The following is a 23,687-nucleotide window of genomic DNA, read 5'->3' as shown; positions in this document are numbered from 1 at the left end:
GATGACCAACAAATTCCGTACCCTCGATGACGTCGACGTGAAGGGCAAGCGCGTGCTGCTGCGCGTCGACCTCAACGTGCCCATGGAGAACGGGCGCGTCACCGACGCCACCCGGCTCGAGCGCGTTGCGCCGACCATCACCGAGATCGCGGACAAGGGCGGCAAGGTCATCCTGCTCGCGCATTTCGGCCGGCCGAAGGGCCGCGACGCCAAGGACTCGCTGAGGGCCGTCGCCGAGGCGCTGGCGAAGGTGGTGAAGAAGCCCGTTGCGTTTGCCGAGGATTGCATCGGCGAGCCCGCGGCCAAGGCGGTTGCCGACCTGAAGGACGGCGACATCCTGTGTCTGGAAAACACCCGCTTCCACAAAGAGGAAGAAAAGAACGATCCCGGCTTCGTCGCGGAGCTCGCTAAGCTCGGCGACATCTGGGTCAATGACGCGTTCTCGGCCGCGCACCGCGCCCACGCCTCGACCGAAGGCCTCGGCCACAAGCTGCCGGCCTATGCCGGCCGCACCATGCAGGCCGAGCTGGACGCGCTGGAGAAGGCGCTGGGCTCGCCGACCAAGCCTGTCATCGCCATCATCGGCGGCGCCAAGGTCTCGACCAAGATCGACCTCTTGGAAAACCTCGTGACCAAGGTCGACGCGCTCGTGATCGGCGGCGGCATGGCCAACACCTTCCTGCACGCGCAGGGCGTTGCGGTCGGCAAGTCGCTGGCCGAGAAGGATCTCGCACCGACCGCGCTGCGCATCATGGAGAAGGCTGACGCCGCCAATTGCGCCATCATCCTCCCTGTCGACGCCACCGTCGCCTACCACTTCGCCGCCAACGCGCCGTCGCATGCCTATGGGCTCGACGCGATCCCGACCGACGGCATGATCCTCGACGTCGGCCCGCAATCGATTGCGCGCGTCCACGCCGCGATCGACGATGCGGCGACGCTGGTCTGGAACGGACCGCTGGGCGCGTTCGAGATGCAGCCGTTCGACCGCGGCACGGTCGCGGCCGCCAAGCACGCCGCCGAGCGCACCAAGGCCAAGAAGCTGATCTCGATCGCGGGCGGCGGCGACACCGTCGCCGCGCTCAACCAGGCCCACGTGGCCAGTGACTTCACCTATGTGTCGACGGCCGGTGGCGCGTTCCTTGAATGGATGGAAGGCAAGCCCCTGCCCGGCGTTGAAGTTCTGCGTAGCAAGTAATCAAGCGGCCCTTGCAGGCCCCCAACGGGAGACAAAGACAGATGGCTCGGATCACGTTACGTCAATTGCTCGACCACGCGGCGGAGAACGATTACGGCGTACCGGCCTTCAACATCAACAATATGGAGCAGGCGCTGGCGATCATGGACGCGGCCAACCAGGTCGACGCGCCCGTCATCATCCAGGCCTCGCGCGGCGCGCGCTCCTACGCCAACGACGTCATGCTCAAGCACATGATGGACGCGGTGACCGAAATCTATCCGCACATCCCGGTCTGCGTGCATCTCGACCACGGCAACGAGCCGGCGACCTGCATGACCGCGATCCAGGCCGGCTTCACCTCCGTCATGATGGACGGCTCGCTCAAGGCCGACGGCAAGACCCCCGGCGACTGGGGCTACAATGTCGGCGTCACCAAGACGGTGACCGACATGGCCCATCTCGGCGGCATCTCGGTCGAGGGTGAGCTCGGGGTGCTCGGCTCGCTCGAAACCGGCATGGGCGACAAGGAAGACGGCCACGGCGCCGAAGGCAAGCTCAGCCACGACCAGCTCCTGACCAATCCGGACGAGGCCGTGAAGTTCGTCCAGGAGACCAAGGTCGACGCGCTCGCGATCGCGATGGGCACCTCGCACGGTGCTTACAAATTCACCCGCAAGCCCGACGGCGACATCCTCGCCATGAACGTGATCGAGGAGATCCACCGCAAGCTGCCGAACATGCATCTCGTCATGCACGGCTCCTCCTCGGTGCCGCAGGACCTGCAGGACATCATCAACGCCTATGGCGGCAAGATGAAGCCGACCTGGGGCGTGCCGGTGGCCGAGATCCAGCGCGGCATCAAGAACGGCGTGCGCAAGATCAACATCGACACCGACAACCGCATGGCCATGACCGGCCAGATCCGCAAAGTGCTGAAGGACAACCCGGAAGAGTTCGATCCGCGCAAGTACCTGAAGCCGGCGATGGAGGCGATGACCAAGCTGTGCAAGCAGCGCCTGCAGGAGTTCAACACCGCAGGCCAGGCCTCCAAGATCAAGAAGGTGCTGACCACCGCCGAGATGGCCAAGCGCTACGCCAAGGGCGAGCTGGACCCCCGCGTCGCGTAAGCGATCGCGAGGTGGCGTAAACCAGTGCACCTCTCTCCGTCATTCCGGGGCGCCGCAGAGCGGCGAGCCCGGAATCCATAACCACAGCCTGGGGTTATGGATTCCGGGCCTGCGCCTTCCGGCGCATCCCGGAATGACAGTCTTTTTGTGGCACGACATTCCCTCCCCCCCTTTACCCTGCGACGAACGATAACTCGGCAATTGCCCGAGAACGGTCTATTTTCACGGGCAAGGGCAGAATCGTTTTGGGAGGACCTCTCGATGAATCTGACTGAGCTCAACAGAATCGCGACCGCCATGGTCGCGCCGGGCAAGGGCATCCTTGCCGCCGACGAATCCTCCGGCACCATCAAGAAGCGCTTTGACGCAATCGGCGTGGAATCGACGGAAGAGAACCGCCGCGACTATCGCGAGATGCTGTTTCGCTCCAAGGACGCCATGAGCCAATACATCTCGGGCGTGATCCTCTATGACGAGACGATCTGGCAGAATGCCAAGGACGGCACGCCGCTGGTCAAGCTGATCGAGCAGGCTGGCGCCATTCCCGGCATCAAGGTCGACGAAGGCACGCAAGGCTTACCGATGTGCCCGGGTGAGCTCGTCACCGTCGGGCTCGACAAGCTCGCCGAGCGCCTGAAGAAATATCACGAGCGCGGCGCGCGCTTCGCCAAATGGCGCGCGGTGATCGACATCGGCAGCGGCATCCCCTCGATGACCGCGATCAGCGTCAATGCCCACGCGCTGGGCCGTTATGCCGCGCTGTGCCAGGCCGCGCAGATCGTGCCGATCGTCGAGCCGGAGGTGCTGATGGACGGCGACCACGACATCGACCGCTGCTATGAGGTGACGCAACGCGTGCTCAACAAGACCTTCCAGGAATTGCGCGTCCAGCGCGTCGCGCTCGAAGGCATGGTGCTGAAGCCGAACATGGCGATCTCTGGCAAGAAATGCGCAAAGCAGGCCTCCGTCGAGGAGGTCGCGGAGAAGACGATCCGGCTGCTGAAGGCCTGCGTGCCGGCGGCGGTGCCAGGCATCGCCTTCCTCTCCGGCGGCCAGTCGGACGAGGAGGCAACCGCGCATCTCAACGCCATGCACAAGCTCGGTCCGCTGCCCTGGGGCCTGACCTTCTCCTATGGCCGCGCGCTGCAGGCCGCGCCGCAGAAGGCCTGGTCCGGGAGGCCTGAGAACGTCGCGGCCGGCCAGCGCGCCTTCAGCCATCGCGCGCGCATGAACGGCCTCGCCTCCAAGGGCGAATGGCAAAGCAGCCTGGAACAGAAGGCAGCCTAGACCTTGTCGAACAAACCGCTTCCGCCGCGCCCGGCGCCGCGTCTCTATCTCGCGACGCCCGTCGTCGATGATCCCGCGACGCTGGTCGCCGCGCTGCCCGAGCTGATCGCGTCCGCCGACGTCGCCGCCGTGCTGCTGCGGCTGAAGGAAACCGATCAGCGCAGCATGACCTCGCGCGTCAAGGCATTGGCGCCGCCGGTGCAGAAGGCGGGCGCGGCACTCCTCGTCGACGGCCACCCTGATATCGTCGCGCGCGGCGGCGCCGACGGCGCGCACCTGCCCGGCATCGCCGCGCTGAAGGAGGCGCTGCCGTCGCTCAAGCCAGATCGCATCGCCGGTGTCGGCGGGCTGACGACGCGGCACCATTCCATGGATGCGGGCGAGATGGGCGCGGATTATTTGCTGTTCGGCGAGCCCGATGCGAAAGGCCAGCGTCCCTCGGCGCAGGCGATCGCCGAGCGGCTGGACTGGTGGGCCGAGCTGTTCGAGCCGCCCTGCGTCGGCTTTGCCATTTCGCTGGACGAAGCCCACGACTTCGCCCTCAGCGGCGCCGATTTCGTGCTGGTCGGCGACTTCATCTGGGCCGATCCGCGCGGCCCCAAGGCCGCGTTGATCGAGGTCGATGCCGCGATCAAGAAGGCCCATGCGACGGCGCTGGCCGGCCAAGATCCTGCGAGCCAAGATCCTGCGAGCCAAGATCCTGCGCGCCAGGAGCACGGCTAGCGCCCGACATGAAGCTCCCGTGCATCACCATGCTGGCCACGCTGCTGCTGACCGTCCCTGCGGCCGCGCAGCTGCAGATCAACCCGCCGGCGACGACGCCGAGCGCACCGGCAGAGAAGCAGAAGCCGAAGCCGCCCGCGCCGGCCAAGAAGAAGGAGGCCGCGCCGGCGCCGAAGCCCTCTTCATCTCCAAAGCCGTCCGCCTCGCCCAAGCCGGCAACCGTGATCCCCGCGCCGCCGTCCGACGATCCCAACGTCGATCTGGTGTTCGGCGCCTATCAGCGCGGCCAGTACAAGACGGCGTTCGAGCTCGCCACCGCGCGGGCGCAAGGGGGCGATGCCAAGGCGATGACCATGCTCGGCGAGCTCTATTCCAACGCCATGGGCATAAGGCGCGATTACGCGAAAGCGGCCGAATGGTACAAGCGCGCCGCCGATTCCGGCGATCGCGAGGCGATGTTCGCGCTCGCCATGCTGCGCATTTCCGGCCGCGGCGGCCCGGTCGACAAAAACGAGGCAGTCAAGCTGATGGCCTCCGCCGCCAAGCTCGGCGAGCCCAAGGCGGCCTATAACCTCGCTCTGCTCTATCTGGACGGCCAGACGCTGCCGCAGGACATCAGGCGTTCGGCGGAGCTGCTGCGCCAGGCCGCCGATGCAGGCCTGCCCGAAGCGCAATACGCGCTCGCGACCTTCTACAAGGAAGGCACCGGCGTGCCGAAGGACCCCGAGCGCGCGGTGCGGCTGCTGCAGGCCGCCTCGCTCGCCGACAATGTCGATGCCGAGGTCGAATACGCCATCGCGATGTTCAACGGCACCGGCACGCCGAAGAACCAGCCGGCCGCCGTCGCCCTGCTCCGCAAGGCCTCCCGCCAAGGCAGCGCGATCGCGCAGAACCGCCTCGCATGGGTGCTGATCAACGGCGTGGGCACGCCCGTGGACAAGATCGAGGGCTTCAAATGGCACCTGGTGGCCAAGACATCAGGCAAGGGCGACCCCGAGCTCGACAAGCAGCTCTCCGATCTGCCGGCCGATGACCGCGCCAAGGCCGAGGCCGCCGCCAGGAAGTGGCTCGGGTCCAAATGACTTGACGCGGGGCCCCTCACGGGGCACCCAGTCCCCCAAACAGGCGTGTTTCCGCGCCCCTCTCCCCGATCAAGACCAGAAGCACATGCTGTATTCCGCCACTATCAACGTCATGGTCAAGGCCGCGCGCCGCGCCGGCCGCAGCCTCAAGCGCGATCTCGGCGAGATCGAGCATCTCCAGGTCTCGCTGAAGGGGCCGGCCAATTTCGTCTCGCTCGCCGACAAGCGCGCCGAGGAGATCCTCTACCAGGACCTCGCCAAGGCCCGCCCCGGCTACGGCTTCATCGGCGAGGAAGGGGGACAGCGCGAGGGCACCGACAAGAGCCACACCTGGATCGTCGATCCCTTGGACGGCACCACCAACTTCCTGCACGGCATCCCGCAATTCGCCATCTCGATCGGCCTCGCCCGCGAAGGCACCGTGATCGCGGGCGTGATCTACAACCCCGCCAATGACGAGCTCTACATCGCCGAGCGCGGCAAGGGCGCCTTCCTCAACGACCAGCGCCTGCGCGTCGCCGGCCGCCGCCAGCTGAGCGAATGCGTGGTGGCCTGCGGCCTGCCCCATATCGGCCGCGGCGATCACGAGGAATTCCGCCGCGAGATGACCGCGATCCAGGACCGCGTCGCCGGCCTCCGCCGCTTCGGCGCCGCCTCGCTCGATCTCGCCTTCGTCGCCGCCGGCCGCCTCGACGGCTATTGGGAGCGCGATTTGCAATCCTGGGATATCGCCGCCGGTATGCTGATGGTGCGCGAAGCCGGCGGCACCGTGAGCGATATCGCCACGCCGGGCGACCCTCTGGTCACGGGGCACGTCGTGTGCGGCAATGAGTACGTGCACGGGGAGCTGGTGAAGATTTTGCGGAGGTAATCTCCGCTCGTCATTCCGGGACGCGCCTCTCGGCGGGCCCGGAATCCATTCATCGACTGTGATTGCGGCTTGATGGATTCCGGGCTCGCGCTACGCGCGCCCCGGAATGACAGCTTCAGTGGCCCTGCGACGCTGGCGCCGGCCGGCCGTGCGCTTCGGCTTCCCGCGCCGGCGCTGGCTCGCGATCCCCCGCCAGCACGCGCTGCACGGAGACGAAGAACACCGGCACCATCAACAGCGCCAGGATCACCACGGCGATCATGCCGCCCATCACGACTGAGCCGAGCGCCTGCTGGCTGGCGCCGCCGGCGCCGTGGGCGATGGCCATCGGCAGCACGCCGCAGATGAAGGCGAGGCCGGTCATCAGGATCGGGCGGAAGCGCAGGCGGCAGGCCTCGATGGTGGCTTCGACCAGCGGCTTGCCTTCCTTCCGCAGGTCCTTCGCGAACTCGATGATCAGGATCGCGTCCTTGGCCGCAAGGCCGATGATGGTGATCAGGCCGACGGTGAAATAGACGTCGTTGGGCAGGCTCCGCAGCGTCGCAGCCGCGACCGCGCCGACGATGCCGAGCGGCACGGTGAGCAGCACCGCGAGCGGAATGGTCCAGCTCTCGTAGAGCGCGGCGAGGCACAGGAACACCACGAACACCGACAGCGCCAGCAGGAACGGCGCCTGCGAGCCCGACAGCTTTTCCTGCAGCGACTGTCCGGTCCATTCGTAGCCGAAGCCGCGCGGCAGTCTGCCGGCGAGCCGCTCCATTTCCGAAATGGCGTCGCCCGAGGTGAAGCCGGGCCTGGCTTCGCCGGAGATGCGCACCGCCGGATAATAGTTGAAGCCGGCGATCTGCGTCGGGCCGCGCGCCCATTCCACCGTGGCAAAGGACGAGAACGGCACCAGCTGGCCGCGGCTGTTCTTGACGTTGTAATTGAGGATGTCCTCGGTCCGCATGCGGTCGCGCGCGTCTGCCTGCACCACGACGCGCTGCATGCGGCCGCGGTTCGGGAAGTCGTTGATGTAGTTCGAGCCGAGATTGGTCGAGATGGTGTTGTTGATGTCCTCGAAAGTGACCCCGAAGGCGCCGGCCTTCTCGCGGTCGATCATGAGATTGACCACCCCCGCCTCGGGCAGGCCTTCGATATAGACCTTCTGCAGCACCGGGCTGGCATTGGCCTCCGCGATCAGCTGGTCGGCGGCGCGCATCAATTGCTGATAGCCCTTCTGGCCGCGGTCCTGCAGGCGGAACGAGAAGCCGGACGAGTTGCCGAGATTGTCGATCGGCGGCGGCTGCAACGCCGAGATCTTTGCGTCGCGGATCGACGAGCCCAGGTCGCGGTTGATGTCGTTGACGATCGCAGCAGCGGAATCTTTAGGCCCGCGCTCCGACCAGTCCTTCAGCGTGATGAAGGCCTGCGCGGTGTTCATGCCCTGGCCGGAGAAGCTGAAGCCGGTGAGGAAGGTGACGTTGTCGACGCCCGGCCGCTGCGCCAGATATTTCTCCACCTTCTCGATCACGGCTTCCGTGCGGGCGTAGGACGAATCCGACGGCGTCTGCACGTCGGTGGTGACGAAGCCCTGGTCGTCGACCGGCAGGAAGCCGCCGGGCAGGTTGACGAAGGCCCAGGACAGGCCGACCAGCAGCGCGGCATAGACCAGCATCAGGCGGCCGGTGCGGTTCAGCGAGAAGCCGACGGTGCGCGAATAGCGCTCCTTGCCGCCTTCGAGCATGCGGTTGAACCAGCCGAACACGCCTCTCTTCGCATGACCGTGGCCGGCCTCGACGGGCTTGAGCAGGGTCGCACACAGCGCCGGCGTCAACGACAGCGCCAGGAAGGCGGAGAAGCCGATCGCGGCGACCATGGTGACCGAGAACTGGCGGTAGATGATGCCGACCGAGCCCGGGAAGAACGCCATCGGCACGAACACCGCCATCAGCACCAGGGTGATGCCGATGATGGCGCCGGTGATCTGCGACATGGCTTTCCGCGTCGCTTCCTTCGGCGGCAGGCCCTCCTCGGCCATGATGCGTTCGACGTTCTCGACCACCACGATGGCGTCGTCGACGAGGATGCCGACCGCGAGCACCATGCCGAACATCGAGAGCATGTTGATGGAGTAGCCGGCGAGCAGCAGCGTGGAGCAGGCGCCGAGCAACGCCACCGGCACCACGATGGTCGGAATGATGGTGTAACGGATGTTCTGGAGAAATAAGAACATCACCACGAACACCAGCACCACGGCCTCGACCAGCGTCGACAGCACCTTCTTGATCGAGGCCTCGACTACGGGCGTGATGTTGTAGGGGATCTCGTAGCTGATGTTGGCCGGGAAGAAGCGCGACAGCTCCTTCATCTTGGCTTCGACCGCGCTCGCGGTGGCCAGCGCGTTGCCGGTCGGCGACATCAGCACCGAAAGACCGGCGGTCGGCTTGCCATCGAGGCGGGTGTTGAACTGATAGCTGAGGCCGCCGACCTCGACGCGCGCGACGTCGCGCAGGCGCACGGTCGAGCCGTCGGCATTGGCGCGCAGGATGATGGCGCCGAACTCGTCCGGCGACGACAGCTGGCCCTTGACCAGCACCAACGCCGAGGTGCGCTGGTTCGACGTCGACGGTTCGGCGCCGATGCTGCCGGAGGCGACCTGCGCGTTCTGCGCGGTGATGGCCTTGTTGACATCGTCGGCGGTCAGCCCGTAGCCGACGAGTTTTGCGGGATCGACCCAGACACGAAGACTGCGCTCGGTCGAATAGAGCGTGGCGCGGCCGACGCCGGGAATGCGGCGGATCTCGCCGAGCACGTTGCGGATCATGAAGTCGCCGAGGCCGACTTCATCCAGGCTGCCGTCGGTCGAGTTCAGCGTGATGATCTGCAGCACCGCGCTGGAGGCTTCCTCGATCAGGATGCCCTGCTGCATCACCGCGCGCGGCAGGCGAGCCTCGACCCGCTTGATCCGGTTCTGGACCTCGACCGAGGCGGCGCTGGTATCGGTGCCCGGCTGGAAGTTGGCGATGATCTCGACCTGGCCGAGCGAGTCGCTGGTCGATTCGAAATTGAGGATATTGGCGGCGCCGTTGAGCTCCTCCTCGATCAGCCGCGTGACGCTGTTGTAGAGGTTTTCCGGCGAGGCGCCGGGATAGCTGGTCGAGACCGAGATCGAAGGCGGCGCGATGATCGGATATTGCGCGATCGGCAGCAGCGGCACCGCGATGGCACCGATCAAGCAGATGAACAGCGCAACCACCCAGGCGAAGATCGGCCTGTCGATGAAGAAACTCGGCATTGGCCGTTTATCCTCGTTGTTTCGTTAGATCCTCATGGCGAGGAGCGCGGAACGCGCGTCTCGAACCATGAAGGCCCGGCTCTCTCCCGGCCATCCTTCGAGACGCCCGCTTCCAGCGGGCTCCTCAGGATGAGGACGACACTTGCAAAGCCGTCCGGTTACCGCGTGAGCTTAAGGGCGTGCCGGTTGTCCGCGGTCGCGTCCGCCTCGGACCAGGATTGCGGCTGGACCTTGTCGCCGGCCGCGAATTTCTGGAAGCCTTCGACCACGACCTTGTCGCCGGCCTTCAGGCCTTCGGTGACGAACCAGAGGCCGTCCTGCACCGATCCGGTGCGCACCGGCTGCACCGCGATGTGGTTGTCGTCCTTGACCACGAACACCTCGCTGCCGCCGCCGCCGTTGCGCTGGATCGCCTGCTGCGGCACCGCGATCGCGTCGGAATCGAGACCCTGGTCGATCCGGACCCGCACATACATGCCCGGCAGCAGCTCGCGCTTGGGATTGCGGAACTCGCCGCGCAACGTCACCTGGCCGGTGTGGGCGTCGACCTTGGCGTCGGAGAACAGCAGCTTGCCGTCGAGCGAATAGATGGTGTTGTCGTCGAGCACGAGGCGCACCTTGGCGGCATCGGCGGCGATGCGCTCGAGGTCGCCGGTCTCGAAGGCACGGCGGAGCTGGTTGAGCTCGGTCACCGACTGGGTGAAGTCGGCATAGATCGGATCGAGCTGCTGGATGGTGGCGAGATTGGTCTCGTTCTGCACGGCGAGCGCGCCCTCGCTGACGAGGGCCGCACCGACCACGCCGTCGATCGGCGCGCGAACGGTGGCATAGTCGAGATTGAGCTTGGCCCGCGCGAGCTCGGCCTTGCGGCCTTCGACCTCGGCATGGGCCTGGCGTTCGGCCGCGATCGCCTTCTCGTTCTCGGCTTCAGGGGCGGCGCGATCCCTGGTCAGGGTGGCGATACGATGCGCCTGTTGCCTGGCCTGCATCAAAGCCGCTTCGGACTTGGCCAGCGCGGCCTCATTCGCCATCACCTCGACCTCGAACGGGCGCGGATCGATGCGGTAGAGCGGATCGCCGGCCTTCACCTCGCTGCCCTGGCGGAACAGGCGCTCGACCACGATGCCGGACACGCGCGGCCGCACGTCGGAGACCCGCGTCGGCGCGATCCGGCCCGGCAGCTCGCGCACCACGGCGCGGGACTGCGGCTTGACGACGACGATGCTGACGTCAGGAGCGGGCGGCTGGGCGGCGGACACCGCGGAGCTGGATTCGTCGCAGCCTGCCAGAAGCGGCGCAAGGGCCGCGAGCATCATTGCAACGCATGCCGATCGCGCGCGAAGTCCGGACATGAAGTGGGGTGCCCCGATGTTGTTGAAACTGATCGTGCTCGCGCACGGCCCGTTCTGGACCTTTTACACGCGACTGATGCCGCCAAAATAGAATGCATCTGCTGCGATGCAACGCATGGCGCGGGCGGCTCATTGTCACACAGCTTATGCTGCTGAGATCAGAAGGCTTTTACGGTGTCACTTGATTGTGAGTCGGGGTCCACCGGCGCGTGCTGCGACGGAACATCGCAATTACTCGGCGGCCTTCATCCGGTAGTGGCTGACGCCCCATTCGGTTCCATCGGCGTAGCCGAACAGGCCCGAGGTCGCGAGCAGGAACCAGCGCCAGCGACGGATCCAGAGAGCGGCCTCCTCGCTATAGACCCTGCGCAAGGATGCCTCGATGGCCTCGCGATGCGCATCGAAATTGGCGAGCCAGTCGTTGGCGGTGCGCTGGTAATGCGTCCCGCTCCAGCACCATTCCTTCTCGACCGCGAAGATATCGTCGAACTGCCTGACCAGGTGATGGCTCGGCATCAACCCGCTTGTATAGAGGTGCTGCGCGATCCAGTCGTCGCGATCGGCGGGGTCAAGCAGATGCGAGCCGGAACGGTGGGTGACGACGTGCATGAAGAACCGCCCCTCCGGCGTGAGCCATGACCGCGCGCGCGTCATCAGCTTGCGCCAGTTGCGCATCTGCTCGAACATCTCGACCGAGACGATGCGGTCGAACTGCCCCTCGGGCGCGAACACGTTCATGTCGGCCGTGACCACGCGCAGATTGAGCAATCCGCGCAGCCGCGCCTCCTCCTCGACATAGGCGCGTTGCGCCTGTGAAGTCGCGACCGCCGTCACCCTGGCGTGCGGAAACTGCCGCGCCATCCACAGGGACAGCGAGCCCCAGCCGCAGCCGAGCTCGAGGATGGTCTGGCCGTCGGCCAGGCCGGCATGCTCGACGGTCTGGCGCAGCGCCTCCTCCTCCGCCTCCCGCAAGGTGGTCGCGCCGGTCTTGTAGAAGCAGGAGGAGAATTTACGGTTGGGACCGAGCAAATCGGCGAAGAAGGCGGCAGGCACCTGGTCATGCCCGGCATCTGTACCCTCGGCGATCGGCCGCAGCATCATCCGGCCGGCAAAGGCGGCATCGTCGCCGGCGCCCAGGGCGGACAGGCGCGTCGCCATGCGGGAGCACAGGCGCTGGATCGCGGCGCGGATCACCACGTCCGGCAGCGGCACACGCTCGGCAGTCCCGATGATCGCGGAAACGACGCTCATGCGCCCCCCGAATGGCGAAATTCTGCAGAGACCTGCTTATCAAAGCGCCGCTTCCGGTCCGGGTTCCCCGAGCTGTCCCCGAAATCGGCGCATCCGGCGCTTTTTTTGGGCCGGCGCTGTGCCATAGTGCGCGCCGCAAGCAAGCTTACGTAACGGATGATACTGGCATGCGGTCTGGCACTTCCCGATCAACCATGGACATCGAGTACACGAAACTGTCCTCGCCCAGCGTCTTCCTGGTGCGGATGCTGGTCTTCCTGGTGCTGTGCACGCTGGTGGGCGTGGTGCTCTACAAGCAGATCATCCAGGCCTTCTTCGCCAATCCCGGGCTCAATGCCCTGATCGGCGGCGTGCTGTTCATCGGCATCATCCTCGCCTTCCGCCAGGTCATCCGGCTCTATCCCGAGGTCTCCTGGGTCAACAATTTCCGCGTCGCCGATCCCGGCCTGGCGCCGTCCCGTCACCCCAAGCTGCTGGCGCCGATGGCGGCGATCCTGGGTGGGGAGCGCTCGGGGCGGATGACCATCACCCAGACCACCATGCGGCACCTGCTCGATTCGATCGCGACCCGCCTGGACGAGGCCCGCGACATCTCCCGCTACATGACCGGCCTGCTGGTGTTCCTCGGCCTGCTCGGCACCTTCTGGGGCCTGATCGAGACGGTCGGCTCGGTCGGCAAGGTGATCGACGGGCTCAAGGTGGGGGGCGATTCCGGGGCGCTGTTCGACACGCTGAAGGAGGGCCTCGCCGCCCCGCTCGGAGGCATGGGCATCTCGTTCTCCAGCTCGCTGTTCGGCCTCGCCGGCTCGCTGATCCTCGGCTTCCTCGATCTGCAATCGAGCCAGGCGCAGAACCGCTTCTACACCGACCTCGAAGACTGGCTCGCCACCACCGTGCGCGAATACGGCAATGGCGATGTGCCCGCCGCCGCCTCCGGCGGCGGTGTCGCCAGCGGGGAGCTTCAGGCCGCGGTCGAACGCCTGCGTTCCGTGTTCGAGGAAGGCAGCGCCGGCCGCGGCACCACGGCGGCGATGGCGAGCCTTGCCGAAGCGATCCAGGCGCTGGTCTCACACATGCGCACCGAGCAGCAGATGATCCGCGAATGGGCCGACGGCCAGGGCGAGCAGAACCGCGAGATCCGCCGCCTGTTGGAGCGGATCGCGCGCCAGCCCGAGAAGAGTTGAGGGCTGGCTGAACCATCGTGCCCCGGACGCAGCGCAGCACGCAGTGATGCGCTGCTGAGCCGGGGCCCATTTGACGAGTGAATCTGGGTCCCGGCTCTGCGAAGCAGCGTTGCACGCTGCATCGCGTCCGGGACACGAAAGAAACGGAGACGTTAATGGCTCTAGCGCGCGGCCGCCGCAGCGAAGGCGCCTTCAATTATTGGCCCGGCTTCGTCGATGCGCTGTCGACGCTGGTGCTGTCCATCGTCTTCCTGCTGTCGGTGTTCCTCGTCGTGCAGTTCTTCCTGTCGCAGGAGGTCACCGGCAAGGACAAGGCGCTGGAGCAGCTCAACGCCAAGATCGCCCAGCTCAACGAGCTGTTGTCGCTGGAGAAGCTCGGCAAGCTCACGCTCGACGACCAGGTCTCGCAATTGAAGGCCGGGCTCGCCTCGGCCGAGACCGAGCGCGACCGCATCAAGGGGCTCTATGACGGCCTCGCCGCCGCCGGCAACGACGCGCAAGGCAAGACCGCCGAGCTCGGCAAGGCGCTGGATTCCGAGAAGGCGGTCTCGGCGCGGGCGCTGGCGCAGATCGAGGTGTTGAACCAGCAGATCAGCGCGCTGCGCCGGCAATTGGCGGCGCTGGAAGAGGCGCTCGATGCCTCCGAGAAGCGCGACAAGGAATCGCAGAACCGCATCGCCGACCTTGGCTCGCGCCTGAACGTCGCCCTGGCGCAGCGCGTGCAGGAATTGTCGCGCTACCGCTCGGAATTCTTCGGCCGGCTGCGCGCAATCCTCGGCAACCGCCCCGACATCCGCATCGTCGGCGACCGCTTCGTATTCCAGTCCGAAGTGTTCTTCGACACCGGCCAGGCGGTGCTGCTGCCCGAGGGCCGCGCCGAGCTCGACACCTTGGCAGCGGCGCTGATCGAACTCGACAAGAAGATCCCGAGCGACATCCCCTGGGTGCTGCGCGTCGACGGCCATACCGACGTGCGCCCCGTCAACGGTCCGAACTTCAAGTCGAACTGGGACCTGTCCGCGGCGCGCTCGATCTCGGTGGTGCAATATCTGGTCTCGCTCGGCGTGCCCGCCCAGCGCCTCGTCGCCGCCGGCTTCGGCGAGTTCCAGCCGCTCGATACCGGCAACACGGAAGAGGCCTACAAGCGCAACCGCCGCATCGAGCTGAAACTGACGGAGCGGTAGTGAGCGCGCTCCACCTCCGCCCCTACGCGGCCTCCGACGAGGCCGCCGCGATCGATCTCTGGCATCGCACCTGGCAGCAGGCCTATCCGCAGATCGACTTCGCGGCTCGGCTGGACTGGTGGCGCGAGCGCTGGCTGAGGGATCTGGTGCCGAAGGCCCAAATCGTGGTGGCGGAACAGAACGGCGCGCTGACCGGTTTCGTCACCATCGACGGCGAGGGCTATCTCGACCAGCTCGTGGTCGATCCCGCGCATTGGGGCTCGGATGCGGCACGGCTGCTGGTGGATGAAGCCAAGCGGCTGTCGCCTTCGGGCGTCACGCTGCTCGTCAATAAGGACAATGCCCGCGCCATCCGCTTCTACGAGCGCAACGGCTTTGCCCATGCCGGTGACGACGTGAATCCGACCTCGGGCCGGCCGGTGTTGAAGATGGTGTGGCGGGCGTGAGGCCTGTCACATCGGGGATCCCAAGGCGCCGGTTATTCGTTGTCTCAAGGCATGGCCGATGGAGACGATCGATGAAGCTGAGCGAGCTGGCCAAGGGGTCCTCGGTGATGCTGGGCGTCATCGTCGCCGGCTATGTGTCGACGACCTATGTCGACCAGCGCTTTGCGACATCGAGCGCCCCTGCGCAGACGAACAGCCCTGAGGGATCAGCCTGCGTCGAAGCAGACGGCAGCTGGAAGAACTGGCCCTGGCCGAACGTGCCGGCGCTGTCACCGAAGTGCCGGTAACGTGCGAAGCTCCCTCCACACGTCATTGCGAGCGCAGCGAAGCAATCCAGAGTCTTTCCGCGGAAACAGTCTGGATTGCTTCGCTGCGCTCGCAATGACGAGAGTGAGGCGACGCCTCACGCCCCCTCGAACTGCAGCCGCGCCAGCCTGGCGTAGAGCCCGTTCGCGGCCACGAGCTCGGCATGCGTGCCCTGCTCGACGATCTTGCCCTGGTCCATCACCAGGATGCGGTCGCAGGAGAGCACGGTGGCGAGGCGATGGGCGATCACCAGCGTAGTGCGGTGGCGCATCAGCTCTTCCAGCGCGGTCTGCACCAGCGTCTCGCTTTCGGCGTCGAGCGCGGAGGTGGCTTCGTCCAGCAGCAGCAGCGGCGCATCGCGCAGGATGGCGCGCGCGATCGCGATGCGCTGGCGCTGGCCGCCGGAGAGCGTCACGCCGCGCTCGCCGAGCGCCGTCTCGAAACCCTCGGGCAGGCGGCGGATGAATTCGGCGGCATGGGCGAGCTCGGCGGCGCGCTCGACCTCGGCATCGGTCGCATCGGGCCGGCCGAAGCGAATGTTCTCGCGGGCGCTCGCGGCGAACACCACGGAGTCCTGCGGCACCAGTGCGATGCGCGCGCGGAAATCCCCGGGGTCGGCGGACTTGACCGGCACGCCGTCGAGCGAGATCGACCCGCTGCGCGGATCGTAGAAGCGCAGCAGCAGATGAAAGATGGTGCTCTTGCCGGCGCCGGAGGGACCGACGATCGCGACCTTCTCGCCGGGGCGCACGGTGAACGACACCGCGTCGAGCACCTTGACGTCGGACCGTGCCGGATAGGCGAAGCTGACCCGATCGAAGCCGACCTCGCCGCGCGCCGGCACCGGCAGCGCAAGCGGCGCCGCAGGCGCGGCGATCTCGGGCTGGACGTGGAGGATCTCGAACAGGCGCTCGGCTGCGCCCGATGCGGCCGAGACCTCGCCCCAGACCTCGCTGAGCTGGCCGAGGCCGGCTGCGGCAAACACCGCATACAGCACGAACTGGCCGAGCCGGCCCGGCGTGATCGCGCCGGTGAGCACGTCATGCGAGCCGATCCAGAGAATGGCGACCACGCTTGCGAACACGATGAAGATGATGATTGCCGTCAGCACGGCGCGGGCCTGGGTCGAGGTGCGCGCGGCTTCATAGGCCTGCTCGACCTCGCCGCCGAAACGCTTCTCGGCAAATTGCTCGCTGGTATAGGCCTGCACAGTGCGGATCGCGCCGACCAATTCGCCCGCATAGGCGGAGGCATCGGCGAGCGTGTCCTGCGCGTTGCGCGACAGGCGCCGCACCCAGCGCCCGAACGCCACAAGCGGCAGCACGATCAGGGGAATGGCGAGCAGCACGAAGCCGGAGAGCTTCGGGCTCGTGATCACCATCATCGCCGTCGCGCCCAGGAACATCATCAGGTTGCGCAGCGCGATCGAGACGGAGGCACCGACGGCCGATTTCAGCTGGGTGGTGTCGGCGGTGAGGCGCGAGATCAGTTCGCCGCTGCGCGCGGAATCGAAGAAGGCGGGGGACAGCGACAGCAGATGGGCGAAGACGTCGCGCCGGAGATCGGCGACGATGCGTTCGCCGATCGTCATCACGAGGTAGTAGCGCGCGGCACTGGCGATCGCGAGCACGGCAACGACCGCGAGCATGACCGAGAAGTAGCTGTTGATCAGCTCGATGCCCTCGGGCGTCAGGCCGAAATCGATCATCCTGCGCACCGCGACCGGCACCAGCAGCGTCGTCAGCGCGGCGATCGTGAGCGCGACGAAGGCCAGCGCCGCGCGGCCGCGATAGCGGATCACATAGGGCGCGAGCGCCAGCAGCGGCCGCAGCTTGGCGCGGCCCTTGGCCGGCGCTTCGATCAGCTCGGCCTCGATCGAGGGGGTGTCCGCGGCGTTCATTGCGGGCTGATCGACATATTGGTCATCAAGCCGTTCCACTGCGCTCATGAGATCCGACCCATTGCATTCGTTTGCTCCCAATAGGCCGGTGCATCAGTAGTGGCAAATCCGGGAAGTCCCTTAGGGCAAACCCCCGGTTCACCGCGGCAGCATGGCTTGTTTTGCCGGGTTTCGTGAGGTATAGAGCCGCCCAAATCCGTCATTCGCGAGCCACCCAAGAAGGCGCCGGAGCGCCGAGGAATTGCCATGAAAGCCGAAATTCATCCGAATTATCATACGATTAAGGTCGTCATGACCGACGGAACCGAGTACCTGACCCGCTCCACCTGGGGCAAGGAAGGCGACACGCTGAACCTCGACATCGACCCGAAGTCGCACCCGGCCTGGACCGGCGGCTCCGCCCAGATCATGGACCGCGGCGGCCGCGTCTCGCGCTTCCAGAAGAAGTTTTCGGGCTTCCTCAAGAAGGATTGAGCCGGCCGCAGGGCTGGACACGAAAACGCCCCCGGGGAGACCGGGGGCGTTTTTGTTTTGGGGCCGGTCGTCGGCCAAGGCCGAGGACTCGCAGGGTGGGCAAAGCGAAGCGTGCCCACGACCTCTATTGTGATCCCAAGAGAGAGATGGTGGGCACGGCGCTTTGCGCCTTTGCCCACCCTTACGGCACCGGTGCGACCTACCGCTCGAACGCGGCCTTCAGCGCGTTGAGGTGCGGCACCAGCGGATTGCCGATCGCGGCCTGCTCGGCCGGCGGGGTATGGATCGTGCTGTCGAGGCGGCGGACACGGGTCTGCAGGCTCATCGAGCGATGGATCAGGTCCTGAAGCTGTGCGGGCAACTTCTCGATGGTGTCGGCCGGGCCGGGATCGGCGGCGGTGAGCTTGACCTTGGTCTTCTCACGGTTGGCCTGGCTCAGCGTCATCTCGCCTTCCTTCACCGCGCGGTGCAGCAGCAGCCAGGAGGCGAGCTGCATCAGACGCGTGGTGAGGCGCATGCTCTCGGTCGCGTAGGTGAGGCTGACGGCGCGGTCGAGCGCCTTGGCCTCGACGCGGCCAGCGCCGTCGAGATAGGCGGCGGTTTCCTCGACGAGGTCCATGCCCTCCCGGAACAGGCTGCCGAACGCCGCAGAATTGGTGAATCGCTCGCTGAGCTGAACGAGAGCGCCTTCGGCCTGCAAACGTTCCATGGTTAACGCCTCTTACGCAACTGTTTGACTGCCCGGCTTTGGCGCCGGCTTATGATGAACAAATCATTGCGCGGGCGAGAGGCGGAGTCCAGTGACAAGCGCGGATATGGTTTCCGCGGGTCAATCCTTCGGAATGCAACCGGACGGGGATGCTAGACAGCGGGAGCGGAAGCAAAAAAAGAGCCGCCGGAGACCGGCGGCTTTGAAAGTTGATAACAGGGAGGCGTCAAACAGAGTGGACAGGAGCCACTCGGTGTCCAAACGAGGACAGTTCCAGTCATAAACCCGAAAGCTTAATCCGAAGTAAACGAGCTAATTTTTTGGGATTTCGTTAGCCATGTCGGCCAGTGGCCGAATGAAGCGCGGAACAATCTTCAGCCGTCATTCCGGGGCGCGACGACGTCGCGAGCTACGATGCGCAATTGCGCATCTGAGAATCCATAGCCCCAGGAAGATGGATTGGCCCGCCTGCCAGTTTCAACGGCTTGTGGTTATGGATTCCGGGCTCGGCGCTGACGCGCCGCCCCGGAATGACGAGGCGGAGAAAGTTCGGCCCACGCGTCCGGGACGACAGTCGTTGTGGGGCGACTGCTACGACTTGAAAATGCTGTTCGCCGCATCGCGCGAGGCGCGCTTCTTGGTGGCGGCTTCTTCCAGTCTTGCGATCTCGGTCTTGAGCAGCGCGACACGCTCGGTCAGTTCCTCCACTGACAAGAGTGAGAGGTCCTGTCCAATCTCATGGCTGATCTTCTTGCGCGGGCGGTCGTCGTCTTCCATCGGCATCGTCGTTCCTCCTCTCGTCCGCGGACCGGACCACATGGCCTAAGGCGGTTGCCAGCCTGCACCGCGCTGGCTAAGCAAGGGCCTCGTTTCCTCCCGCACCTTTGCTCAAGGACACATCATGGACAAGCTGCCCGCGCAAATGACCGTGGTCGCCATCTCCAAGCCCGGCGGGCCGGAGGTGCTGGTGCCGGAGCAACGCAGCGTTCCGCAGCCCGGTCCCGACGAGATCCTGGTCAAGGTGATGGCAGCCGGAGTCAACCGGCCCGACGTGGCGCAGCGCTCCGGCGCCTATCCGCCGCCGCCCGGCGCCAGCGACCTGCCCGGCCTCGAGATCGCGGGCGAAGTCGTCGCGGTCGGCAGCAATGCCAAGCGGCACAAGGTCGGCGACAAGGTGATGTCGCTCGTCGCCGGCGGCGGCTATGCACAGTACTGCATTGCGCAGGATGCCCAGGCGATGAGCGTGCCGCCGGCGCTGTCGATCAAGGAAGCCGGCGCGCTGCCGGAAACCCTGATGACGGTCTGGCACAACGTGTTCGAGCGCGGCGGCCTCAAGGCCGGCGAGACGCTGCTGATCCATGGCGGCTCCTCCGGCATCGGCACCATGGCCATTCAGCTCGCCAAAGCCTTCGGTGCGAAGGTGTTCGTCACCGTGGGATCGCAGGACAAGATCGATGCCTGCCTCAAGCTGGGGGCCGACCGCGCCATCAACTACAAGAGCGAAGACTTCGTCGCCGTGATCAAGGCGGAGACCAACAACGTCGGCGTCAACCTGATCCTCGACATGGTCGCCGGCGACTATGTCGACCGCAACTATGATGCCGCCGCGGTCGACGGGCGCATCGTCCAGATCGCGACCCTCAACGGCCCCAAGGTCAGCGTCAACATCGCCAAGGTCATGGTCAAGCGCCTGACCCATACCGGCTCGACGTTGCGCCCCCGTAGTAGTGCGGACAAGGCGGCGATGGTGGCCGCGATCGAGCAGAAAGTGATGCCGCTTTTGCGCGAAGGCCGCATCAAGCCGGTGATGGACAGCACTTTCCCGCTGGAAAAGGCGGCAGACGCCCACCGGCGCATGGAAACCAGCGCACATATTGGCAAAATTGTGTTGGAGGCCTAGGCCACCGGCCCACAGGGCAAGCCGGAAACCCTTTGATTTTCCTCGCTTTCGTGGCATCTATCGCGACGCACCGAACCACATCGGTTCGGTCTGAAATCGCCTTCTAGATTCGCCTTGCACTGACGAGTTTGCGTCGAACGCGGAGAACTGACCTTGCGTCTGATCAGGTGCCTCGCGCCCATCGCGCTGGGCCTCATGATTCTCGTCGCCGCGTATCCCGCGCGCGCGCTCGACGCCGTCAGCGTCCGTGGCGACGCGCCCGCGATCGACCTCACCAGCGTGCTCGAGCATCAGCGCAGCGATGCCGATCGCATCCAGGTTTCCACCGCGCCCGGCACCGACGGCATCGTCCGCCGCATCGAGGTGCGCGCCCGGGAGGGCGGCCAGAACTGGGTGGTGTTCGCGCTCGCCAACAACACCGACGACCAGCTCGACCGCCTGATCGTCGCCCCGCATTACCGCATCGTCTCTTCGGGATTGCTGTGGCCCGACCTCGGCCTGTCGCGCATCGCGACCATCACGCCCTCGATCGGCGACCGGCCGGAACGGCAGGAAAGCGCCACCGCCGACGTGTTCCGCATCACGCTCGACCCCGGCGCCGTCGTCACCTTCGTCGCGGAGCTGCGCACCGACAAGCTGCCGCAGCTCTATCTGTGGGAGCCGGAAGCCTACAAGGACAAGGTCAACTCGTTCACGCTGTACCAGGGCATCGTGATCGGCATCTCCGGCTTGCTCGCACTGGTGCTGACCATCCTGTTCGTGGTGAAGGGCAGCATCATGTTCCCGGCCGCGGCAGCGCTGGCCTGGGCGGTGCTGGTCTATATCGGCGTCGATTTCGGCTTCTGGGGCAAGGTGCTCGACATGTCGAACAACGCCGAGCGCATCTGGCGCGCGGCGGGTGAGGCGATCCTGGCGGCGACGCTCTTGGTGTTCCTGTTCGCCTATCTCAATCTCAGCCGCTGGCACGTGCGCTATTCGCACATCACGGTCGGCTGGCTCGCCTTCCTCGGCTCGCTGGTGGCGCTCGCCCTGTTCGATCCGGCAGTGGCCTCCGGCATCGCGCGCATCTCGCTGGTGCTGATCGCCTTCGCCGGCTTCGCGCTGATCGTCTATCTCTCCACCCACGGCTTCGACCGCGCCGTGCTCTTGATCCCGACCTGGTTCCTCCTGGTGGTCTGGGTGGTGGCGGCCGGCATGACGGTCGCGGGCTCCGTCACCAACGACATCGTCGGCCCTGCCCTGCTCGGCGGCCTCGTGCTGATCGTGATGCTGATCGGCTTCACGGTGATGCAGCACGCCTTTGCCGGCGGCGGCGCCAGCACCGGCGTCGTCTCCGACATCGAGCGGCGCGCCCTGGCGCTGGCCGGCTCCGGCGACCTGATCTGGGACTGGGACGTCTCGGCCGACAAGGTGTTCACCAGCCCCGAGACCGAAGCCCTGCTGGGACTGAAGCGGGGCACGCTGGAAGGGCCCGCCGCCTCCTGGCTCGAGGTGCTGCATCCGCTCGACCAGGACCGTTTCCGCGCCGCGCTCGACAGCGTGCTCGACCAGCGCCGCGGCCGCCTGGTGCAGGATTTCCGCCTGCGCACCCCGGACGGCCACTTCATGTGGTTCGCGCTGAAAGCGCGCCCGGTGGTCGGCTCGGACGGCGAGGTCTCGCGCGTGGTCGGCACGCTCACCGACGTCACCGAGCTGCGCAATGCCGAGGAACGCCTGCTGCACGATTCCGTGCATGACAATCTCACCGGCCTGCCCAACCGCAAGCTATTCATGGACCGGCTGAATGCGGTCGCGCATTTCGCCAAGACCATGCCGACGCTGCGGCCGACGCTGATGGTGATCGACCTCGACCGCTTCAAGCAGGTCAACGATTCCGTCGGGATTGCGGTCGGCGATTCCATCCTGCTCACTTTGGCGCGCCGCCTCACCCGCATCCTGAAGCCGCAGGACACGCTGGCCCGGATGGCCGGCGACCAGTTCGGCCTGATCCTGCTGTCGGAGCAGGACCCGGCGCGCATCACCGCTTTTGCCGAAACCATCCGCAAGACCATCCGCGCGCCGATCGCCTTCAACGACCGCGAGATCTTCCTCACCGCGTCGATCGGCCTCGCGCTGTCCGATCCGCAAACCCAGCTCACGGACGAGATCATCAAGGATGCCGAGCTGGCGATGTATCATTCCAAGCGCATCGGCGGCGACCGCATCGACGTCTACAAGCCGGCGATGCGCGCGCGGAAGACCGACCGCCTGACGCTGGAGAGCGAATTGCGGCGCGCCATCGAGCGCCAGGAGATCACGATCCTGTACCAGCCGATCGTGCGGCTCGAGGATCGATCCGTCGCCGGCTTCGAGGCGCTGGCGCGCTGGGATCATCCGAAGCTCGGACGCATGGCGCCCTCGGAGTTCATCTCGATTGCGGAAGAGACCGGCCTGATCGTCGACCTCGGCATGTTCGTGCTCGACCAGACCGCCAAGCAGCTTTCGGTGTGGCAACGCGCGATGCGCTCGCGCGAGCCGATCTTCGCCTCCGTCAACGTCTCGTCACGGCAGCTGCTGCGCCACGATTTGATCCACGACATCCGCACCGTGCTGTCGCGCTCCTCGGTGGCGCGCGGCACGCTCAAGCTCGAGCTGACGGAATCGCTGGTGATGGAGAATCCGGAGCACGCAGCCCAGATGCTGACCCGGATCCGCGAGCTCGGCACCGGGCTGTCGCTCGACGATTTCGGCACCGGCCATTCCTCGCTGGCCTATCTGCAGCGCTTCCCGTTCGACACCATCAAGATCGACCAGTCCTTCGTGCGCACCACCAGCCGCGGCACCCGCCCCGTGATCCTGAAGTCGATCATCGCGCTCGCCCACGATCTCGGCATGGACGTCGTCGCCGAAGGCGCCGAGACGGATTCGGACGCCGTCGAGCTCTACCAGATGGGCTGCGAATACGCGCAAGGCTTTGCCTTCGGCGAGCCGATGGACGCGGACGCGGCGATGCGGCTGCTTACGGAAGTGCGGCTGGAAGCGGCGAGCTGATTGCTCTCTTACCCTCCCCTGGAGATATCGTAGGGTGGGCAAAGGCGCACTTGCGCCGTGCCCACCATCCTTGCACCACGGCAGCAGCAGTGGTGAGCACGCTTCGCTTTGCCCACCCTACGATACTATCGCCGCCGCTCACCCTTCTGCTTCCTGAACCTTACGCTCTGGCCGTCCGGCATGCGCGTTGCCACGAAGCCGGCGGCGAGGCAGGCTTCGCGTTGCGGCATCTGGATGTCGGGGCTGCGCAGGCTGTCCCACCATGAGGCACGCTGGGCCGCGCGCGGCAGCGCCGCGCCGATGATCTCCTCGATCTGCTCGAAGCTCAGCACGAGCTCCTCCTGCTTCTGCCGCAGCAGATAATCGCGCAACGCATCGTAGTCGTTCACACTCGTCCTCTCGTC

At 66.1% G+C, this 23,687-nt stretch carries 20 protein-coding genes; 13 read left to right on the top strand and 7 right to left on the bottom strand.

The window, feature by feature from the left end:
- Position 1: 1 nt before the first annotated feature.
- The 6 genes from pgk to DCG74_RS11690 all read left to right on the top strand — a co-directional run bounded on the left by pgk (position 2) and on the right by DCG74_RS11690 (position 6,270).
- On the top strand, positions 2-1,198 hold the full coding sequence (gene pgk / locus DCG74_RS11715; protein WP_172784842.1) for a phosphoglycerate kinase: 1,197 nt from the start codon (positions 2-4) through the stop codon (positions 1,196-1,198).
- A gap of 41 nt (positions 1,199-1,239) precedes the next feature.
- Complete coding sequence (gene fba / locus DCG74_RS11710; protein ID WP_172784843.1) at positions 1,240-2,307, top strand: class II fructose-bisphosphate aldolase; 1,068 nt, start codon at positions 1,240-1,242, stop codon at positions 2,305-2,307.
- 261 nt (positions 2,308-2,568) lie between these two features.
- Entirely contained in the window at positions 2,569-3,594 is a 1,026-nt protein-coding gene (locus tag DCG74_RS11705) for a class I fructose-bisphosphate aldolase (RefSeq protein WP_172784844.1), read from the top strand.
- 3 nt (positions 3,595-3,597) lie between these two features.
- A complete protein-coding gene (locus DCG74_RS11700; protein ID WP_172784845.1) occupies positions 3,598-4,317 on the top strand; it encodes a thiamine phosphate synthase in 720 nt (239 codons plus the stop codon).
- A gap of 8 nt (positions 4,318-4,325) precedes the next feature.
- The gene (locus tag DCG74_RS11695) at positions 4,326-5,399 is read left to right on the top strand and encodes a tetratricopeptide repeat protein (protein WP_172784846.1); all 1,074 of its coding nucleotides are present in this window, start codon (positions 4,326-4,328) and stop codon (positions 5,397-5,399) included.
- An 85-nt stretch (positions 5,400-5,484) separates the two neighbouring features.
- The gene (locus DCG74_RS11690; protein WP_172784847.1) at positions 5,485-6,270 is read left to right on the top strand and encodes an inositol monophosphatase family protein; all 786 of its coding nucleotides are present in this window, start codon (positions 5,485-5,487) and stop codon (positions 6,268-6,270) included.
- Positions 6,271-6,385: 115 nt separating this feature from the next.
- Here the strand turns inward: DCG74_RS11690 and DCG74_RS11685 are convergent, their stop codons facing one another.
- The 3 genes from DCG74_RS11685 to DCG74_RS11675 all read right to left on the bottom strand — a co-directional run bounded on the left by DCG74_RS11685 (position 6,386) and on the right by DCG74_RS11675 (position 12,150).
- Entirely contained in the window at positions 6,386-9,547 is a 3,162-nt protein-coding gene (locus DCG74_RS11685; protein WP_172784848.1) for a multidrug efflux RND transporter permease subunit, read from the bottom strand.
- Between the two features lie 158 nt (positions 9,548-9,705).
- The gene (locus DCG74_RS11680; RefSeq protein ID WP_172784849.1) at positions 9,706-10,899 is read right to left on the bottom strand and encodes an efflux RND transporter periplasmic adaptor subunit; all 1,194 of its coding nucleotides are present in this window, start codon (positions 10,897-10,899) and stop codon (positions 9,706-9,708) included.
- A gap of 231 nt (positions 10,900-11,130) precedes the next feature.
- The gene (locus DCG74_RS11675; protein WP_172784850.1) at positions 11,131-12,150 is read right to left on the bottom strand and encodes a cyclopropane-fatty-acyl-phospholipid synthase family protein; all 1,020 of its coding nucleotides are present in this window, start codon (positions 12,148-12,150) and stop codon (positions 11,131-11,133) included.
- 167 nt (positions 12,151-12,317) lie between these two features.
- Here DCG74_RS11675 and DCG74_RS11670 point away from each other — a divergent pair, with 167 nt between their 5' ends.
- The 4 genes from DCG74_RS11670 (at position 12,318) to DCG74_RS11655 (ending at position 15,251) form a co-directional block, all read left to right on the top strand.
- The gene (locus tag DCG74_RS11670) at positions 12,318-13,334 is read left to right on the top strand and encodes a flagellar motor protein MotA (RefSeq protein WP_172784851.1); all 1,017 of its coding nucleotides are present in this window, start codon (positions 12,318-12,320) and stop codon (positions 13,332-13,334) included.
- Positions 13,335-13,489: 155 nt separating this feature from the next.
- Positions 13,490-14,518 (top strand): peptidoglycan -binding protein, encoded by a 1,029-nt coding sequence (locus DCG74_RS11665; RefSeq protein WP_172784852.1) that lies wholly within the window; start codon positions 13,490-13,492, stop codon positions 14,516-14,518.
- Entirely contained in the window at positions 14,518-14,964 is a 447-nt protein-coding gene (locus tag DCG74_RS11660; RefSeq protein WP_172784853.1) for a GNAT family N-acetyltransferase, read from the top strand. The genes DCG74_RS11665 and DCG74_RS11660 overlap by 1 nt, the downstream gene beginning before the upstream one ends.
- 71 nt (positions 14,965-15,035) lie before the next feature.
- Entirely contained in the window at positions 15,036-15,251 is a 216-nt protein-coding gene (locus DCG74_RS11655; protein ID WP_172784854.1) for a hypothetical protein, read from the top strand.
- Positions 15,252-15,367: 116 nt separating this feature from the next.
- Here the strand turns inward: DCG74_RS11655 and DCG74_RS11650 are convergent, their stop codons facing one another.
- Complete coding sequence (locus DCG74_RS11650; RefSeq protein ID WP_172784855.1) at positions 15,368-17,218, bottom strand: ABC transporter ATP-binding protein/permease; 1,851 nt, start codon at positions 17,216-17,218, stop codon at positions 15,368-15,370.
- 198 nt (positions 17,219-17,416) lie between these two features.
- Here DCG74_RS11650 and rpmE point away from each other — a divergent pair, with 198 nt between their 5' ends.
- Positions 17,417-17,644: a 50S ribosomal protein L31 gene (rpmE, locus tag DCG74_RS11645; RefSeq protein WP_027573780.1), complete on the top strand. Its 228-nt coding sequence runs from the start codon at positions 17,417-17,419 to the stop codon at positions 17,642-17,644.
- Between the two features lie 199 nt (positions 17,645-17,843).
- Here the strand turns inward: rpmE and DCG74_RS11640 are convergent, their stop codons facing one another.
- Both DCG74_RS11640 and DCG74_RS11635 read right to left on the bottom strand, forming a co-directional pair.
- Complete coding sequence (locus DCG74_RS11640; RefSeq protein ID WP_172784856.1) at positions 17,844-18,353, bottom strand: DUF1465 family protein; 510 nt, start codon at positions 18,351-18,353, stop codon at positions 17,844-17,846.
- A 591-nt stretch (positions 18,354-18,944) separates the two neighbouring features.
- Positions 18,945-19,136: a DUF1192 domain-containing protein gene (locus DCG74_RS11635; protein ID WP_172784857.1), complete on the bottom strand. Its 192-nt coding sequence runs from the start codon at positions 19,134-19,136 to the stop codon at positions 18,945-18,947.
- Positions 19,137-19,254: 118 nt separating this feature from the next.
- Between DCG74_RS11635 and DCG74_RS11630 the strand changes: the two genes are divergently transcribed.
- Together DCG74_RS11630 and DCG74_RS11625 are read left to right on the top strand one after the other, a co-directional pair.
- On the top strand, positions 19,255-20,253 hold the full coding sequence (locus DCG74_RS11630; protein ID WP_172784858.1) for an NAD(P)H-quinone oxidoreductase: 999 nt from the start codon (positions 19,255-19,257) through the stop codon (positions 20,251-20,253).
- Between the two features lie 153 nt (positions 20,254-20,406).
- Positions 20,407-23,283 carry an EAL domain-containing protein gene (locus DCG74_RS11625; protein ID WP_172784859.1) on the top strand — a complete coding sequence of 959 codons (2,877 nt, stop codon included), beginning with the start codon at positions 20,407-20,409 and terminating at the stop codon, positions 23,281-23,283.
- A gap of 125 nt (positions 23,284-23,408) precedes the next feature.
- On the opposite strand, the gene DCG74_RS11620 is transcribed toward DCG74_RS11625, so the two are convergent.
- A complete protein-coding gene (locus tag DCG74_RS11620) occupies positions 23,409-23,672 on the bottom strand; it encodes a hypothetical protein (protein ID WP_035998268.1) in 264 nt (87 codons plus the stop codon).
- Positions 23,673-23,687 lie beyond the last annotated feature (15 nt).

Source organism: Bradyrhizobium sp. WBAH42 (assembly GCF_024585265.1).
Taxonomy (GTDB): Bacteria; Pseudomonadota; Alphaproteobacteria; order Rhizobiales; family Xanthobacteraceae; genus Bradyrhizobium.
Note: the sequence above shows the minus strand (reverse complement) of the source record. Positions and strands in the feature narration are given on the sequence as shown.

Bases quoted from the DNA above. Each gene is read 5' to 3' on its own strand.
- pgk (WP_172784842.1), top strand. From the start codon at position 2: ATGACCAACAAATTCCGTACCCTCGATGACGTCGACGTGAAGGGCAAG.
- fba (WP_172784843.1), top strand. From the start codon at position 1,240: ATGGCTCGGATCACGTTACGTCAATTGCTCGACCACGCGGCGGAGAAC.
- DCG74_RS11705 (WP_172784844.1), top strand. From the start codon at position 2,569: ATGAATCTGACTGAGCTCAACAGAATCGCGACCGCCATGGTCGCGCCG.
- DCG74_RS11695 (WP_172784846.1), top strand. From the start codon at position 4,326: ATGAAGCTCCCGTGCATCACCATGCTGGCCACGCTGCTGCTGACCGTC.
- DCG74_RS11690 (WP_172784847.1), top strand. From the start codon at position 5,485: ATGCTGTATTCCGCCACTATCAACGTCATGGTCAAGGCCGCGCGCCGC.
- DCG74_RS11685 (WP_172784848.1), bottom strand. From the start codon at position 9,547: ATGCCGAGTTTCTTCATCGACAGGCCGATCTTCGCCTGGGTGGTTGCG.
- DCG74_RS11680 (WP_172784849.1), bottom strand. From the start codon at position 10,899: ATGTCCGGACTTCGCGCGCGATCGGCATGCGTTGCAATGATGCTCGCG.
- DCG74_RS11675 (WP_172784850.1), bottom strand. From the start codon at position 12,150: ATGAGCGTCGTTTCCGCGATCATCGGGACTGCCGAGCGTGTGCCGCTG.
- DCG74_RS11670 (WP_172784851.1), top strand. From the start codon at position 12,318: ATGCGGTCTGGCACTTCCCGATCAACCATGGACATCGAGTACACGAAA.
- DCG74_RS11665 (WP_172784852.1), top strand. From the start codon at position 13,490: ATGGCTCTAGCGCGCGGCCGCCGCAGCGAAGGCGCCTTCAATTATTGG.
- DCG74_RS11655 (WP_172784854.1), top strand. From the start codon at position 15,036: ATGAAGCTGAGCGAGCTGGCCAAGGGGTCCTCGGTGATGCTGGGCGTC.
- DCG74_RS11650 (WP_172784855.1), bottom strand. From the start codon at position 17,218: ATGAGCGCAGTGGAACGGCTTGATGACCAATATGTCGATCAGCCCGCA.
- rpmE (WP_027573780.1), top strand. From the start codon at position 17,417: ATGAAAGCCGAAATTCATCCGAATTATCATACGATTAAGGTCGTCATG.
- DCG74_RS11640 (WP_172784856.1), bottom strand. From the start codon at position 18,353: ATGGAACGTTTGCAGGCCGAAGGCGCTCTCGTTCAGCTCAGCGAGCGA.
- DCG74_RS11635 (WP_172784857.1), bottom strand. From the start codon at position 19,136: ATGCCGATGGAAGACGACGACCGCCCGCGCAAGAAGATCAGCCATGAG.
- DCG74_RS11630 (WP_172784858.1), top strand. From the start codon at position 19,255: ATGGACAAGCTGCCCGCGCAAATGACCGTGGTCGCCATCTCCAAGCCC.